This is a genomic window from Christiangramia aestuarii, from assembly GCF_009735585.1.
GTDB lineage: Bacteria > Bacteroidota > Bacteroidia > Flavobacteriales > Flavobacteriaceae > Christiangramia > Christiangramia aestuarii.
Genome location: NZ_VJVW01000004.1, coordinates 153,126 through 169,946, shown reverse-complemented (window position 1 = coordinate 169,946; position 16,821 = coordinate 153,126). Strand labels below are relative to the sequence as shown.

The 16,821-nt window shown below is 40.7% G+C and carries 10 protein-coding genes; 8 read left to right on the top strand and 2 right to left on the bottom strand.

The window, feature by feature from the left end; genetic code table 11:
* Positions 1 to 253 precede the first annotated feature (253 nt).
* The 7 genes from FLP08_RS11135 (at position 254) to FLP08_RS11105 (ending at position 13,395) form a co-directional block, all read left to right on the top strand.
* A complete protein-coding gene (locus tag FLP08_RS11135; protein WP_156276821.1) occupies positions 254 to 886 on the top strand; it encodes a hypothetical protein in 633 nt (210 codons plus the stop codon).
* 191 nt (positions 887 to 1,077) lie between these two features.
* Positions 1,078 to 1,470, top strand: a complete 393-nt coding sequence (locus tag FLP08_RS11130; RefSeq protein ID WP_162431040.1) for a PAS domain S-box protein — start codon at positions 1,078 to 1,080, stop codon at positions 1,468 to 1,470.
* A gap of 109 nt (positions 1,471 to 1,579) precedes the next feature.
* Positions 1,580 to 1,726: a hypothetical protein gene (locus FLP08_RS11125; RefSeq protein WP_156276819.1), complete on the top strand. Its 147-nt coding sequence runs from the start codon at positions 1,580 to 1,582 to the stop codon at positions 1,724 to 1,726.
* Positions 1,727 to 1,946: 220 nt separating this feature from the next.
* The gene (locus FLP08_RS11120; protein ID WP_156276818.1) at positions 1,947 to 2,666 is read left to right on the top strand and encodes a hypothetical protein; all 720 of its coding nucleotides are present in this window, start codon (positions 1,947 to 1,949) and stop codon (positions 2,664 to 2,666) included.
* A gap of 308 nt (positions 2,667 to 2,974) precedes the next feature.
* Positions 2,975 to 4,564: a tetratricopeptide repeat protein gene (locus FLP08_RS11115; RefSeq protein WP_156276817.1), complete on the top strand. Its 1,590-nt coding sequence runs from the start codon at positions 2,975 to 2,977 to the stop codon at positions 4,562 to 4,564.
* A gap of 172 nt (positions 4,565 to 4,736) precedes the next feature.
* Positions 4,737 to 5,804: a type IX secretion system outer membrane channel protein PorV gene (gene porV, locus FLP08_RS11110; protein WP_156276816.1), complete on the top strand. Its 1,068-nt coding sequence runs from the start codon at positions 4,737 to 4,739 to the stop codon at positions 5,802 to 5,804.
* A 169-nt stretch (positions 5,805 to 5,973) separates the two neighbouring features.
* Complete coding sequence (locus FLP08_RS11105) at positions 5,974 to 13,395, top strand: S8 family serine peptidase (protein ID WP_162431038.1); 7,422 nt, start codon at positions 5,974 to 5,976, stop codon at positions 13,393 to 13,395.
* A gap of 98 nt (positions 13,396 to 13,493) precedes the next feature.
* Here the strand turns inward: FLP08_RS11105 and FLP08_RS11100 are convergent, their stop codons facing one another.
* The gene (locus FLP08_RS11100; RefSeq protein ID WP_156276814.1) at positions 13,494 to 13,931 is read right to left on the bottom strand and encodes a nuclear transport factor 2 family protein; all 438 of its coding nucleotides are present in this window, start codon (positions 13,929 to 13,931) and stop codon (positions 13,494 to 13,496) included.
* A 649-nt stretch (positions 13,932 to 14,580) separates the two neighbouring features.
* Positions 14,581 to 15,462, bottom strand: a complete 882-nt coding sequence (locus tag FLP08_RS11095; RefSeq protein WP_156276813.1) for a bile acid:sodium symporter family protein — start codon at positions 15,460 to 15,462, stop codon at positions 14,581 to 14,583.
* A 144-nt stretch (positions 15,463 to 15,606) separates the two neighbouring features.
* On the opposite strand from FLP08_RS11095, the gene FLP08_RS11090 reads away from it, so the two are divergent.
* The gene (locus tag FLP08_RS11090; protein WP_156276812.1) at positions 15,607 to 16,803 is read left to right on the top strand and encodes a GAF domain-containing sensor histidine kinase; all 1,197 of its coding nucleotides are present in this window, start codon (positions 15,607 to 15,609) and stop codon (positions 16,801 to 16,803) included.
* The last annotated feature ends 18 nt before the right edge of the window (positions 16,804 to 16,821 follow it).

Here is a 16,821-nt window from a genome sequence, read left to right as displayed (position 1 = left end):
ATCCTTTCGTTATATTGACGGGCTTTCACATCAAAAAGGGGGCTTTTAAGGGACCCCTTCTCTATTTGCCTAAACTCAAAGTTATTTACTTGTGTAGGTTGGATGCCAACAATTTTTAAAGCTAATAGTGATCGCTTTCTGTTTTTATTTCCTGCCCTTATTTCATTTGCTTTTTACACATAAAACTCTTATAATCAATAATTTATGCATTTACCCTACTAAAGAATTCAATAATTTTTAAAAAATATAAGAAATGAAAAATTATATAATGATTTTTTCTGTAGGATTATTTATGCTTTTTTCCTGTCAAGAAGGAGAATTAGATACTGGCGTAGAGGAAAAATTAGTTAACGAAAATACTACTAACGAAACAGTTAATGGAGGTCCAACTGAAAATTCCGGCGAACAAGATTCTGATGATACCACCGATTCAGAAGAAGAAAGAGCAGAATTTTTTTGGTGGGAGATTGATAGTACAAAATTCGAGACTACTATAGGAAAACATATTGCAGGTACAATATATTCGAGTAAGGATACAGGTGTAATTAACTTTGATTTTTTCGGTGAAATTATAGGAGAGGCACAAGACTCCACCTACAATGGTTTACTTTTTAAAGTATGTTTTTTTGATGGTGAGGGCATTTACTATACTGGAACTCGTGAAACCGTAAGCTGGGCTATATATTGGGATAATTTTGATATGTGGGAAAACCATTATTCTTTCGGGAATGAACCTGGAGTAGTAGAAGTTACTAAGGCAACAGATGAATATGTAGAAGGAACTTTTGAATTTGAAGCATATAATCCTGATCTGGAAAACATGATATTTGTGAAAGGAGGGTTTAGTCTCAATTTAGAATCAACAGAGGATTATAACAATTTGTAAAGCTTATAGTGATCGCTTTTTCTTTAGTCTAATTATTCGCGAATTAGCAATTTTCCATTTAATTGGAAGAAGGCTTTATTGTTTTGCGGGTTCAATCAGAAACACATACCTTATAACCAGTTATCATTAAAAAGAATTTAATTGGTTTAGAAACAAAGTTTCTGTAACCAATGAATATCTCTAAACATTTCATGAGCTCATTAGACCTAAACAAGGAATTTCAGGAATTCCGTAAATCGGGAGAACTTTATAAGCAGATCTTTAACTGTTCTGTACTCCCTATCATAATCCATGATATGTATCTAAATATCATTGATGTTAATGATACTGCCATTGCGGAATTTGGTTATTCAAAAGAAGAGTTCCTTGATCTGCAGGTGCTGGATCTTCATGCAGAATCTGAAATGAAACATTCTCTCGAAGTACTGGAAAAGATGAAGAAAGAGAATACTCTGACCGTAAAAAGTTTTTTCAAGAGAAAAGACGGTACTGTATTTTCAGCAGCGGCCTTTCCCTGTAAAGTGAATTTCGAGAACCTTAGTTTTATACACGTTCACTTGCAAAAACTCGAATCTCAAATTTAAGAGAGGTCCTTCTATTTAGGAGCATCATTTTTCATTTGAATGATACAGTTCCAAAAATACCCTTAAAGTGGTATTTCATTCCATAGCAGCAGATAATATATTTGTAAGTATGGATACCTCATTGAAAGAACTGGTGAAAAAAGACAAGGACTTCGAAAAGGAATATTTAGCCGCTAAGGAAAGTATTCTTTTTATTGGCCTTTGTTTGCTCGCTCTTTCAGCCATTCTTATCGTCCTGATCATTATTTTTTTCTGAAAAACACTTATTTCTATAATTTTTTAATTGGATTAGCTTACTTCTTTCGGGGATAAATCCCTGTTTTCCTACGTTTTAAATTTTTTGTTTCGGCTTTTGTGGTTTTTATCGAATAAAATGATATAAATAACTAGTAATCAATTTAATAGGCTGATGTATTGTGGATTATCGTTAATTTGTTCAATTCAATCAACACTTAAGAATTATGAAAAATTACCTTATGTTAGTTCTAGCGGGGTTTCTATGTTTTACTACCGCTAATTCTCAGGAAAGCAACGAGCCCAAATCCCTTTACGAAACCCTGTATCTTATGCCCAAGCCGGGTATGAACAAACAGTTCGAAGATGGGGTGGCCGCCCATAACCAGAAGTTTCATGCTTCAGGGAAAGACAATCAGGCCATGTTAAGAAGGGTAGAATACGGCAATAAGGCAGGATGGTACGTATGGGTCATGAATGGGAGCTATGCCTCACTGGATAGCAGACCGGTAGATGATGCCCATTCCAAAGACTGGGAAGAAAATGTAGGTCAGTATGTAGAAGAGTATGGTTCTACAGACCTCTGGTCGCTCAATAAGGAAATGTCTTCTGGTATGGATCAATTCAGAAATAAGAAAAGATATGAGACCTGGGCGGTTTATTTGAAACCCTGGGAAGGTTACAGATTCAATGATTCTATGAAAAAGCTTCAGAAAGCCTTTGCGAAAATGAGTGATCGAAATATGCTGGTCTTCGAGTCAGAGGTTAATCGTAAGGGTGGACCCGACGTTGGCCTGGTTTGGGGATACGATAAATTTGCCGACATGGAAAACGATAGTAAACTTGTGGACACTTATGAGGAGATCCACGGAGAAGGTTCATGGAGGTTGTTCCTGGAGGAGTGGAGAGATGTAGTAGAGGATGTAGATATGGAGCACCGGGTGAAAATAGGAGATATGTAGATCTTCAGAAATTATAATTATTCTGAGCCCTCATTTTTGGGGGCTTCTTTATTTTATAGTCTGTTTATTAAAGAATTTTCTTACTTCATTAAATTTCTGGCAATATTTCTCGGTTCTTAAACAAAGCCAGATATCATAATAATCTACCGATAAGAGAGAAAGTTGAACATTGGTTAAAAACTGATCTTCCGGCAAAAACAGCTTCTGAAAACTAGGATAATAGGATGAAATTTCTACTTTTGGCGCGAAAATAAAATTGATCAGATTCAGAATCATTCTTTAGACAGCGCTCAGATCAATAAGAGATAATGAAGAGATTTTTATCCTTATTTTTTTTGATATGTTTTTTGGGAACTGCCCAAAACGAAAAACTGACCCCTGCCGACAGCCTTTTCTTTTCAGAGATCTATAAAAAAGCCCAGGAGCTGAGAGAAACCAACCTGGATTCAGCTCTTTTCTATTACCAGCAATTAGATACTTTCCTGGCAGATAAGGATTATTCCAAAAAACGTTTCCGTGTAATGCTGGATATCGGCAATGTATATCTCAGCCAGGGACAGTCTGACCTTGCCCTGGAAACTTACCTTCAGATCGCTGAGGCTTCAGAGCTGGACCGGGACGCCCAGTTCAGGTTATATGCCGAAATCAGTATCGCTAACATCTACCTGGATTCAGAAGAATATGATAAGGCACTGGAGAGATTTCAGCATATCCGGAAGAAGTATGAGGTGAAAGATTCTACCCAGATCAACCTGGTTCCCTATTGTGTGATCTATAATAATGAGGGTATCGCCAATGAGAACCTTGGGTTCTATGATTCGGCTGAAGAATTGTATGAAAAGGCCATAAAGCTTTCTCAAGAGATAGATGAAGATTACTACCTGGCCAATGGCTATAGCAATATGGGCTCGCTTGAAATGAGAAAAGAGAATTTTCTGGAAGCCTTAAACTGGCATGAAAAGGCTCTTGAAATTAGGAAAAAAAGCAATTACAGCCTGGGTATCTGCCAGTCCCTTAACCATATTGGTTCCATCTATGCCAGGCTTGAACAAGCGGATAAGAGCGAAAGATATCTTACGGAATCGCTGGAGGTGGCCGGAAAAATGGGCTATGCCAAGCAGATCATAGAAACAGCCGGGCTGTTAAAGAAGATCTATCAGGATAAGGGGGATTTTGAAAAGGCCTTCCAGATGCAGGAGCTCGAAATGGATTCGCGGGCAGAGGTCTTCAATGAAGAGAGCATCAAGAACCAGGAGCGGCTTAAGGCGAAATATGAATATGAACTTCAAAAACAGATCGAGGAAAAGAAAAGGGAATTCAGGGAAACGGTCTATAAGTTCATTTTCGGGATATTAGTGCTGTTGCTAATTATAGCCTTTATCCTGTTTCGTCTTCAGAGGATCAAGACCAGGCAAACCGAGTTGCAGAATGAGAATATCAAAAAGGAGAAGCATCTATTGCACCAGGAACTGGATTATAAGAATAAAAAGCTGATGTCTAACCTGATGTTCCTGCTGCAAAAGAACGAGTTGATCTCCGGTCTCATTGAAAAACTGCGGGAAGCCAAAAAATTAACCAAGGCGCAGTGCGATAAAGCCCTTTCAGAAATGATACGGCAGTTAAAGTACAGCCACAATAACGAATTCTGGGAAGAATTCGATCTTTATTTCCAGGAAGTGCATTCAGAATTCTACGAAAAACTGTCTTCAAATTACCAGCTTACCCCAAACGAAATGAAACTTGCTGCTTTCACAAAGCTCAAACTTTCCTCTAAAGAGATCTCATCTCTAACCGGTCAGAGTATAAGAACCATCGATGTTGGTCGGTACCGTTTACGTAAAAAACTGGGGATTACCAATTCAGAAACCAACCTTACCACCTTCCTGAATAGTTTATAGTTAAAACACTGTAAAACAAAATATTGAGGTCTTTTGTATAGGTATTGTAACCTCAAAAAAAGGCCCTGTATAGATTTTGTCACGCTGATTTTTAAACTTGCCTTAACATAATTTTTTCATTTGAGAAATCAATAACCGGTGCTAATCATTTAGCGCTAAAAACTAAATTCAAATGAAAAAAATATTGTTTTTCTTTTTGCTCATTCCCCTTTCTGTGAAGTTTGGGTTTGCGCAGGAGAGTCCAGGGGGGCAACCTACCGCTGCACCCTTTCTTTTAATCGTTCCCGATGCCCGAAGTGGGGGGATGGCAGATATTGGAGTTGCGACTTCTACCGATGCCTATTCCCAGTTCTTTAACCCGGCCAAATATACCTTCATGGAAGGGGATATGTTGCTGGGATTGAATTATACCCCGTGGTTAAGGAACCTAACCAACGATGTTTTTCTGGGAAGTTTTTCGTTTGCCAGAAGGATCAATGAAAGAAGTACCTGGGGAGTAGGAATGCGTTATTTCTCCTATGGGTCTATGGAGCTGTCTGATGCTTCCGGAAATATTACCGGAAATCAGAATCCCTACGAAGTTGCTATAGACGGATCTTATTCGCTAAAACTAAGCGAGAACTTTTCTACCGCGGTTACCGGAAGGTATGTCCGTTCAGATTATGCCCTGGGCGACGAAGGTTCAGATATGAATACTTTCGTTGCCGATGTTGGCGCATACTACCAGTCAGATCTAATGAAATTAGGGAAGAACCAGGGAATCTGGCGTGCCGGGCTTTCCTTAAGCAATATCGGCTTCAATGTTGAGCTTGTAGAAGGAGCGCCAAAATCCCAGATGCCAACCAATCTAAAACTGGGCTCAGGCTATGAGCTTATAATGGATCCTAAGAATTCCATTGCGGCCAATGCAGAGATTAATTCCCTTTTAGTAAAAGACAGTGATTTTGGTTCCCTGGTATATGCCTTAGGAGCTGAATATAAATACAATAATGTTTTCGCTTTACGTACCGGGTATTTTCACGAAGCAGAATCTGCAGGGAACAGGCAATATGCTACCGTAGGTGGTGGTGTTGCGTTTAAAAGTGCCAGACTGGACCTTTCTTATTTGTTCAATACTTCAGAAGTAGCCAGTCCATTAGAGAATACGCTTAGGTTTTCTCTAAGCTATGCTTTTGGCAATAATAATTCTGCCAGCCAAGAATTACCGGAAGAAGAAATAGAAGTAGCAGATAATAACTAATCGATTAATGAAAGGTCGCAATAACGAAAGTGTCGATAGTTGGCTAAAACGAAATGCCTCCCAGAGAAAGGTGCTTCGCTCTATGTTGAGCATGTTGCAAAACAAAGAATTACCAGACTTCGATACTGAAGTTATTCAAGAAAAAAATAAAGCAAACAAAAATAAGATTATGAACAAAATTACACAGTTGTTTAAAAAGCTGGGGATCCTGACCATCGTGTTCTGGATGGCCGGTTCTTTAAATCTAATGGCTCAAAATTCCGATTTTGTGCCGGGAAAGGTTCGGGTCAAGATCAAACAAGACCAGGTAGAACTTATCGTTAAGGGTCTTAATGCCTCCTCTTCGAACAGGCAAATGAAGACTGGCCTGCAAAGTTTTGATAAGATAAGTGCCAAATACGCGGCTTCAGGCATGAAACGGGTTTTTCCTTATGCCGGGAAGAACGAAGCCAAACATATAAAGCATGGGCTTCACCAGTGGTATGAGATCGATGTGGAAACCGAAGCCGACATGCTGGCCGTAGCCAGAGAATATGGAGATAATGAATATATCTCCCTGGCTGAACCTATTCGCCAGAAGTCTTTGAACTACTCTGGAAGCAGCGTGGTGGAAAGGCCTGTAGCTGCTGCCTTAGAAACCACAACCAACGATCCTTATCTAAGCGACCAGTGGCATCTTTCTAATGATGGAAGTCTCGAAGGATCGATTGATGGAGCAGATATTAACGCTCCAAAAGCATGGGACATAAGCATGGGGAAATCCAATGTGATCGTTGCTGTGGTTGATGGAGGTGTAGATACAGATCACGAAGACCTGAAAGATAATATGTGGGTTAATACCGCTGAATTGAACGGTACTCCCGGAGAAGATGATGACTTTAACGGGTTTATCGACGATGTTTATGGATATAACTTCGCTGAGAACCAGGGGGAGATCACAGATCAGGACCATGGTACTCACGTTGCCGGAACAGTAGCTGCCACCAGTAACAACGGTAAAGGGGTAGCCGGTGTTGCAGGTGGATCCGGTAACGGTGACGGAGTAAAGATCATTTCAGCCCAGGTATTCAGTGATAATGGTTCGGGAAGTTTTGCTCCTGCGATCGTTTATGGTGCCGATAATGGTGCGGTGATCTCTCAGAACTCCTGGGGATACCAAACAGCCGGTGCTTTTGAGCAGGCTGTTCTTGATGCGATCGACTATTTTATCGAGGAAGCAGGTAACTATCCTGGAAGCCCTATGAAGGGTGGAGTTGTATTATTCGCTGCCGGAAATAACGGAAGAGACGAAATTCACTATCCAAGTTATTACGACCAGACCATCGCCATCGCTTCTACAGGAACCGATTATAAAAAAGCTCCTTATTCTAATTACGGAAGCTGGGTGGACCTAACTACTACCGGGGGAAGTTTAAGTCAGGGAAATAAAAGTCAGGTATTGAGTACCTTGCCAGATAACCGTTATGGTTATATGCAGGGAACCTCCATGGCGACTCCTCATGCTTCTGGTATCGCAGCCCTTGTAGTATCCAAATATGGTTCTGAAACTTTTACCAATGAAGACCTTAAAAAACGTTTGTTCCGTGGGATAAGGGAGATAAATTCTCATAACCCGGACTTTGAAGGAAAAATGGGTCTTGGTTTTATGGATGCCTACCTGGCGCTGGCTCCTAATGATGAACAGGCTCCTGTAACTATCAGTGATCTGAGTCTTTTGGGAACTTCTGAAGATTTTGCGACGCTTAGCTTTACGGTTCCTTCAGATGTTGGAGACACTACTCCTTATGAGTATATACTTAGATGGTCTAAGAATGCTGATATGAGCGAAGCTTCAGAAATGAGTATTCTGAATGACTTCCGCAGTGCCGGAGATCTTATCGAAACTACCATAGACGATCTTGATTTCGAAACTACCTATTACTTTACCGTAACGGCGATAGACCGTTGGGGGAATACTGCCGAAGCTTCCAACCAGGTTGAAGCGACTACCAACCAGGGTCCAGATATCGCTACAGATGTGGCTAACATCGATGTGAATATCGATACCCAGGTAGATGTAAATGCTATTGAGAATTTCAAGATCCTTAACCAGCAGGATGGGATACTTAACTGGGATGCAGAAACCAGAGAGGTTTCTAATCGTGCTTCTTTTACCAGGGCTGCATTGCCTGCCAGGGGAAATCCTGTAAATACAAACCAGTTAACGGTAAACCAGCAGCTTGTAGAGCTAGTAGAAAAGTTCGAAACCCGGGATGCTGTGCAGAATGCGTGGGAAGCTTCAAATAAAACTTATCATGGATCAAGTCCTATTTATATCATTGGAGAAACAGATACTACGGTTACCAACTCTTCAGCAACCCGATTCAGAGTAGAAGAGGCCGATGGATTTAACCTTACCCAGGTTAAAGCTTACCTTAGGCTGGACAAAGAGGATGGTCCCGCAATCCTCGAGATCTATGAAGGTGAGGAGATACATGAGGACAACCTTATCTATTCTGATGACCAGTTTTCTGGTTATAGAGAAGATGATGCCAGATTCCATACTAATAACCTGAAAGAGCAATTATTCTTTGAGCAGGGAGAGACCTTCTGGATCGTATTCCATATCCCGGCAGGAAATTTATATCCTTTAGGGATTGGCCCGGAGAAAAATCCGGAACATTCAGATAACGCCTTGATGAGTTTTGACCTTGGAGAAACCTGGGTTCCACTTGCCGAGGCTATGAACAATGAGAATTTTGTATGGGCGGTCACAGCTTCAAGTACGGTAGAGCCCTTACACCAGTATATGAGCTTAACTCCAAATGAGGGGCAGGTTCTAGGAATTGGAGAACAGGATGTGGAAGTGGCATTAGACGCAAGTCAATTGATCAATGGAACTTATGAGTCTAATATTATTGTAAATTCTAACGACTCAGATACTCCGGTTCACAGGGTTCCGGCTAAGGTAAATGTAACTGGTCATAAACCAACCCTTACTACCAACAACATTCTTGACTTTGGAAGCGTATTTAACGGGCTTTCTTCTACAAAGGAAATGACAATCCAGAACACTGGTTATGGAAGGTTCAATACCCAAACTATTACTTCCTCAAATCCTAATTTTGTGGTTAACAGTTCTCCGTGGTCACTGAATGTGGCAGCGAGATCTGAAGCGACGATTTCTATAACCTATACCCCAACAGATATAGGAAATGATAATGCTGTGATCACCATGACCAGTAGAAACGGTGATAAACACGAATTTAATGTGTTTGGAGTGGGTACGGCGAATGCAGAGATGGCTGTAACTCCTACAGTTATTAACCTGGATAATCTTTTGGTTGGAGATACTGTGCAGACTAGCGTAACTATTTCCAACAATGGTGAATACCCGCTGCAGTATGGTTTTCCATCCTTTGCAGATGACCTTAGCCATATAGAAAATCTTCCTGAAAATGTTCAGAAGTTTAATTACGTAATGGAGACCTATCCATATAATGGTTATGAGTTTAACGATATTTCTACCACAGGAACAGATGTTACAGATTACTTTATCAAGAATTCAGGTGAGAATTACATGAAAGTTGACCTGGGATTTGATTTTCCGTATTACGGAACTACCTATAAGGACATGCATATCACCAACCGCGGAGCATTAACTATTGGTACTAACAGTAATTTTGCTTCTTCTCCTGGGTATGGACGTAGTACTATGCCAGATGGTTATATTGCCGCCATGCTTCAGAATTGGGAATTCTCTATTGGAGGAAGTGTAAGTTATAAAAGAGAGCCAGGTAAGTTCATCCTGCAATATACAGGTGTAAAAAATAGCAGCAGATATTTTTCAAATGCAGATATAACCTTCCAGATAGTATTGTTTAGCAATGGTGATATTAAGTTCATCTATGATAAAATAGATGGTTTGTCCGGCTATTGGGCCAACACTTTGTACAGTGCTATTGAGAATGAAACCCGAACAGACGGGTTAATTATCAATTCCCAGAATGATAGAGTCAGCTTGCCGCATAGAGCACAGCAAATTGTACACATTCACAGTCCTGGAATTGGCTTGATCAAAGAAGTGACAGAGTCTAAAGGAATGGTGCAACCGGGGAATTCAAAAGAGGTTATTATTACCGTAGATAGTGAGAAGCTAATTGAGGGTGATCACACAGAATATATCACAGTATTATCCAACGATCCGGATAACAGGTCTGAGGCCATTGAAATTAACCTTAGTGTAGTTGGAGGTGGATCTTCTAAACTGGTACTTAGTGAAGAGGCAGTGGATTTTGGGCAAGTTTTCCAGCAGGCTCCTATAGAAGGTGTTTTAGCAGTGAAGAACGAAGGTTCCAGAAAAATTGATATTACAAATATTGCCTTTGGTAAAGATAATTTGAGCTTTGAAGGCGAAAGCACTGTGGTTATTGAGCCTAATCAGTCCTACTATATCGATTATACTTTGAATACCCAGGAATTAGGAATAGTTTCTGATGCACTTGAGTTGACAGATGCAGATGGGAATACATATTCTGTGGACTTTAGCGGTGAGATAGTTCCTGCTCCAGGAATTGAAGTGATGGAAACTTCCTATTCAGAAGCCATGGATCCAGATCAGGAAGTAGTAAGATCTTTCAAGGTAACCAATACGGGAGAATCGACCCTCGAGTATGCAATTGGAGCATCTGAGAAGATCACGGTTAATGAGCAACAAGCCGCCACAGACCAGGTAGAGGAGTTTTCATATGTCTACCGTACTACCTATGACGAAGGTTCTAAACCTACCTTCCAATGGATAAAACTGGAATTGGAAGATAAAGTACCTTTTTACCTTTCTGAAGGTGATTACTGGGAACAGCTTGAATTGCCATTCGAATTTGAATTTTATCAGAAAAAATATTCTAAAATATGGATGGGTACCCAGGGAGTACTAAGCTTCCAGGAAGAGGTAAATGAAGCTTATACAACCTTTTTCCCTAACAGGATCCCGAAGGATGATAACCTTAATGCGATCATAGCCCCTTATTTTGCAACCGGAGGGCCTAATGTCACAGGTTCAGAAGAAGACTGGGGAAGATTTATGAAGGTTTTTGATGACAAGGTTGTTTTTGAATGGAGAAATTATACTCCAGGTGGATTTGCAGGCACCTATAGTTTCCAGGCTATACTTTATAAAAATGGAAAGATCAAATTCCAGTATAAGGACGGAGCAGCTGCGGCCGGATTAATTGGGATAGAAAATGAGTCTGGTACTGAAGGATTCGAAATTGTTTACTCTCAGCCTTTCTTTGATGATAGGGTAGCTGTTGATATTTTCCCTGCAAAAAAGGAAACCCTGGAGCCCGGTGCAAGCAGGTCTTATGAGCTTAGCTTTAATACCGCAGGTACTAATGCTGGAGTGTATACCGAGTCTCTCAAAGTGATCAATAATACACCATTGACCCCAGAGATCGAGGTTCCTGTAGAACTTACCGTTAGTGGAGAAGCAGATTTCACCTTTAATCCTGAAGCCCTTGAAATGGGTGAAAAGGTATATAGGCCTGGTGTAAATTATGTATATAACATTTCTTTCTCCAATACTGGAAATAAAGGAATGACGGTTAATAATCTTCACCTGGAAGATAATACGACCGCAGTGTTAGAACATTTGGTTCCTGGGCGATTCGGATTTTTATATTGGCAGCCTGTAAATCCTACCGATAGCTTTACGGTAGATCCGGATGCTGATTCCAAGGATTTCAGACTTACCATAACCCCTCAGGGACCTGATTCGGATTATACAAATAAAATTTTTGCTGAAACCGATTTCGGAACTACTGAAGAATTGATCATCACGGCAGACTTTAAAGCGCCGCCTGCCTTCACCGTGAATGAAGAAGAGATCTATCACCTGGCTTTCAATGACGACATGTATTCTCACACCCTGAATATGGGGAATGCTGAAGGTGAATCGGCATTGAACTATATTATTGGGATAGACTATATGAGAACCGAGGTTTCTCCGGCGGCAGTGCCAGAGAATACTGGAGTAGAAGCGGCTCTATTGCGTAGTGAAGCTAGTTTTGAGCCCTCTAATACCATAGTTCAAAATAACGAGGAATTCGTTAATAAACTGGCCCATGAAGATTCTCAATCAGCATGGACATCGGTTGGGTTCAACGGGGACCTGGTATTCGCAAGTTCTACGAGATTTATTGCACCGGAAACCGGTTTCAATCTATCTCATATTCAAACCTGGTATGCATGGGGAGACTGGTTGAATTCAGATCTTACTGTAGAGATCAGGGTTGGAAGCCAGTTGGAAGATTCAGACGTTCTATATAAGGAGCCGCTAAATTATGTAGCTGAAACTGCAAATGAAGATGGAGAGCTAATCACTTTTGCCCTTAGTGAGACCGTGGAACTTCAGCCATATGAGAAATTCTTCGTAGTGATCACCTATCCGTTAGGAGCCACCTATCCTCAGGGTCTTGGTTATGTGGAAGCTCATGAGAGTAACAGGTATAAGTTCTTTAGCGGAGGTTTCTGGTTAGATATTGCCGAAGCCGGATTGTCTGAGTCAGGATGGATCGTGCGTGCCGGAGAAGTTGAAGCCGCCCAGAAGAACTGGCTTTCAGTAACCGAAAGTAACAGTGGCTCTATTGGGGCTGGTGCTTCAATGAATATGGATGTGCAATTGCATCCTTCAAGAGCAACGAAGGCCAGTAACTTTGCAATGCTTAACATAGAAACCAATGACCCTGAGATGGAACTGGTAAGTATCCCGGTAATTCTGGATATCAACCAGGCGCCCGATCTTGTTGGAGATGAAATGTATTACGTTAATGAGAACGAAAGGCTTAATATCAGCCTGGGTACTTCAGATCTTGAAGGAGACCTGGTTGCCGGAGCGAGAATGGCAGAGGCTAATCCTAAGACCGAACTAAATTTCGCAGAAGGAATGGTAGACTTCTCATTCAGTCCCGATTTTGAAGATGCAGGAATTCATTCTTTCGATGTAATCCTTGAAGATGAAAATGGAATCGAAGGAACTTCTACCATCAAAGTTAAGGTGATCGACGTGAACAGAGCTCCTGAAGCAAACCTTATCAGTAATCAGACGCTTAACCTTTACACTGGTGAATATCTTTTGGATCTTAATTCAGTATTTACAGATCCTGATGGAGACCAGGTAAGTTTATTGACTCCAACTTCGAGCAATGAGGTTGTGGAGATATTTGTGAACGATAACAACATGCTCGTTAGCCCATCTACTTTGGGTACTTCTACTATCACCCTTAAAGGAGTTGATGGAAGAGGAGGAGAGATCACTACTACTTTCGATGTAATGGTTGTACCGAACGTGTTGAAGGATAAAGATCTTGAAGATAGCTGGAAAGTTCATCCGAATCCTGTAAACGAGGTGATGTATATTAAGATGTACAGCCCGGTAATGGAAAAGATGAGCATTAAATTCTATAATACGCTTGGAGCCCTGGTTAAGACAGCACAGTCTGAAGGTTCAGATTCGATGATCGAAGTACCTGTGGCCAACCTAAGCCCTGGTATTTACTTTGTGGAGATCGCTACAGAGAATGCCAGATCTGTTAAGAAGATTGTGAAAAATTGATTAAAATTCATTCTTCTTTTAAGCCCGGCTCCCCTACAGAGCCGGGTTTTTTAATAATGGTTCAGGATCGAGGCTGAGTTTCAGCCAAAGACCTATTATTAATTCTGGCTAGGAGGGCTAATTCCATCAGCTAATTGTATCCCAACCGTTTGGTATTTTATGATGCCGTCCTCTATTATAAAAGTATCTACCGCATATTCCCAGAAAACCTGCCCCGTCTCAGCATTAGAAGCCTGGTAGCTTATAAAAACCACATCATCTTCTATTACTTTTTGTAAAATATTGAACTCGCAGTTTGGAGGGAACATCTCCCTAAAAGCATATTCAAAGGTGTTTCGTATTTGTTCGGTTCCCTTGTGAACTTTCCCGTCTGGGGTGATCAAAACCGAAGATTCATTATAGTCTTTCATGATCTCGTGTAAATTTTGATCTATTAAAGCCTGGTGATGGTGATCATGAACTTTTTGGGTATTTGCGTTCTGGGATAGGCAAACCAAGCTGTAGCTAAGAAACAGGATAGTGTAAATCGTTCTCATATCTTTTATTTTTCTGGTTATCAGACTATTAAAATACGTATAATATGCTGAAAATTAGCTTCTTGCTTTTATGTATCCTTAAAGTCTATTGAACTGAATTTCATACGGATAATAAGAGGTTAATCCCTAAGAAGTGTATTTCATCGGTTAAATATGGTTTTTGTCGATTATTTGTTTAAGTTTAAGCCAGACTTACGGCCCAGAGCTTTTTTTAGAAAAAGGAAATTTGGGGAACTGGGCAGGCAAATGGTCCAACTAATTTAAGATCGCATCAATTGTTAGATTTGATAAAATAGCTCACACGATTCATAATTAGTCAATTAAGAAAACCCTTTATCATGCATGATAAAGGGTTTTTTTATGAGCCTCATTGATAGCCTTATTTTTACTCTTTCTGGCTGAAAATCAATAAATAATGTTTAGAGCTAAGAATTTAAGTATATGCAGTATAATAGGTCTTACCTGTTGCCTAGTTTTGTGAATTAACTTTGGAGTTCATTTTCATCTACAACGGTGCCTTTGTCCATCCTCATAAAACTCGATGTTATGATGGATTTCTTTTACTTCGCTTCTATTATTCTGGCTGTAGTGGGTATAATTACTTCGATCTATTTGGTGAAAACCCATTTTAGAAAAGGCAAGTAATTTTCTAATTTTCCCCCTGCCCGTATCTGGCATATTTTTTCAATATTAATGCGAGGCTAAATGTGCTTATTAGCGAGAAGCTTCCATACAATATGGCTATAAGGCTTATTTCCCTGTTCTTCAATAGCTGGTCGCCTATAAAAAGAGCCAGAACGCTGTTCTGTAGTCCCATTTCTACAGCAATGGTATAGGCCGATTTATGGTTAAGCCCTGTAAATTTCCCAACGAAAAAACCTGCCATGATGGTGGCTATATTCAGGATAAACAGTGGGATGAGTAGGTTTAGATAACCCATATAATCCACCTTTTGGGAATTATCTGAGATGAGCACTGCGATCACTGCGATGACGAGAATAGCCGGCAGTATGAAATTTAAAGGCTGGTGAAGCTTTTCAGATTGCTCTTCTTTTAGAAGCTTTCCTATGCCTATTCCCGCGATCACCGGAACCACCACTGTAAGAAGTACCTGTTTCATGGTCTCCCAGAATCCCAGCTCCAGGCTTTGCGAATCCTGGTCGAAAAGGGAATAACTTAATTCTACTATAAGGGGAATAGTGAATAAGATGAGGAAACTATTGAATGCAGTAAGGGAAATGGAGAGCGCAACCCTTCCTTTTAGGATCTTGGTGACCAGGTTTGAGGCTGTACCTCCCGGGCAGGCCGCGATAAGCATGATACCTATTTTATAGATGGGTTCTATCGGCCAGGAATATACCAGCAAAAGCGCTATCGCAGGTAAAACCAGTAGCTGGCACATCAGACCGATAATTACTGCCTTTGGTTGCAGGAAAACCCTTTTGAAATCATCGAACTTTAACTCCAGGCCAATACCGAACATGATCATGGCTATGGCCGCGGGCATGATGAAGTCTGAAATATTTTCCAAATGAATAGTCTTAGTTGAGAAGGCTAAACTAAGAAATCTGTAGGTAACCGTGCTGCATGGAATTGTTACAAATCAGGTTCTTAACACTTTTTTGAACCTAAAACTGAAGTTTACATTTATATTTGCCATGCCCAAAATCTTATTATGCCTACTACCGAAACTAAAAGTGTTCCGTCCGAATTTCAGCGGATAAGGAAACTTAGTGAATTAGACCTGGATTATCTCGAGCTACATGAGGAGGTAAAGAACCTGCTCGAACTTGCCGGGATGATCGCAGAGACCGAAACTTCTATGTTGAACTTCCTGGACCATCATACCCAGTGGTCTGTTTATCCCGATTCTCCCCAACCCGAACCTACCCCGCGTGAGGAATCTGTCTGTAATTATACCATTCAGAATAAAACAGTACTGGAAATTCCAAGGCTTGACCTGGATCAGCGTTTTGCCGATAAGGATTTCGTCAAAGGTACTAAAGGCCTGAAATATTACCTGGGCATCCCACTTAACCTGGATTCGGGGGAGAGTATAGGGGCGCTTTGTATGGTAGACAGGAGTGAAATGCATACTACCCAAAAAAAGATAAAAGCCTTAGGCCTTATTGCGGAAGAGATCGTAGATAAACTGGAAACCAGGAAAAAACTGAACGAAAGCCTGTATTCCCTTTCTGAAGCGGTGAGGATAAAGAACCAGGTAGCTCATGATGTTCGGGGACCTATAAATGGTATCGCCGGGCTTGCTGAGGTTGTTGAGTCCGAAGAACTTTCAGAGGAAGAGATGAGGGAGTATTTTAAGCTCATCAAGGATTCCGGGCACGGGATACTGAACCTGACCACCGAAATTCTCGAAAGTGGGAAGGCGGCCAAGGTTTTTAAATCAAGGTATATCAATTTATCCCGTTTAGAAGAGAAATTACTGCAGCTATATCACTTATCGGCCAGGACCAAACATATAGACCTCCGGGTAATTGCTAACCCAGAGAAGTCAACCTATCTTTTCCCAAAGCGGAAATTGCTTTCAATTATGGGGAACCTTATATCGAATGCGATTAAGTTCACTCCTGAAAACGGAAAGATTATTGTGGAACTCGATATAAAAAACTCAGAAAACGGGAGACAGATCGAGATGAAGGTTTCAGATACAGGTCTGGGTTTTTCAGAAAGCTCCATTCGTGATTTTTATAATGATGACCTGAGGTCTTCAGTAGGGATCAAGGGAGAAAAAGGCTTCGGCCTGGGCTTGAAGCTGGTAAAGGAAATGGTGCACGACCTGGATGGGCAGATTAAAATTACTTCCGGGCTGGGAGAGGGTACAAAAATTGAGGTAAGACTTCCTTTAAAATAGACTTGTAAGCTTCGGTGT